Origin of the sequence: Vogesella urethralis, assembly GCF_007644045.2 — a bacterium.
GTDB lineage: Bacteria > Pseudomonadota > Gammaproteobacteria > Burkholderiales > Chromobacteriaceae > Vogesella > Vogesella urethralis.
This window is the reverse complement of the sequence record NZ_VMDW02000008.1, coordinates 1-243: the sequence shown is the minus strand read 5'-3', so window position 1 is coordinate 243 and position 243 is coordinate 1. Positions and strand designations below refer to the sequence as shown.

General features: G+C 62.1%; 1 pseudogene. It reads right to left on the bottom strand.

Going from position 1 to position 243, the window contains the following annotated elements:
- A pseudogene (locus FLQ03_RS00270) lies at positions 1-243 on the bottom strand (polynucleotide adenylyltransferase PcnB); the annotation flags it as partial.

The following is a 243-nucleotide window of genomic DNA, read 5'->3' as shown; positions in this document are numbered from 1 at the left end:
ATAGTGAAGTCGCGACGCTGGGCATCCTCCTCGATCGAGCCGAAGATGTTATCGCGCAGCAGCATGCCGTTCTGGCCCCGCTGGGAGGTGACGCGATCGGTGGTATGCCCTTCGTGATGGCCACGGAAGGTGGCGACCTCAATGATTTCCGGCCCGAACATCACATGCGCCAGGCGGAAACGTCGCCCAACCAGACGGCAGTTGCGGAACAGCTTGCGTACCTGATCCGGCGTGGCGTTGGTG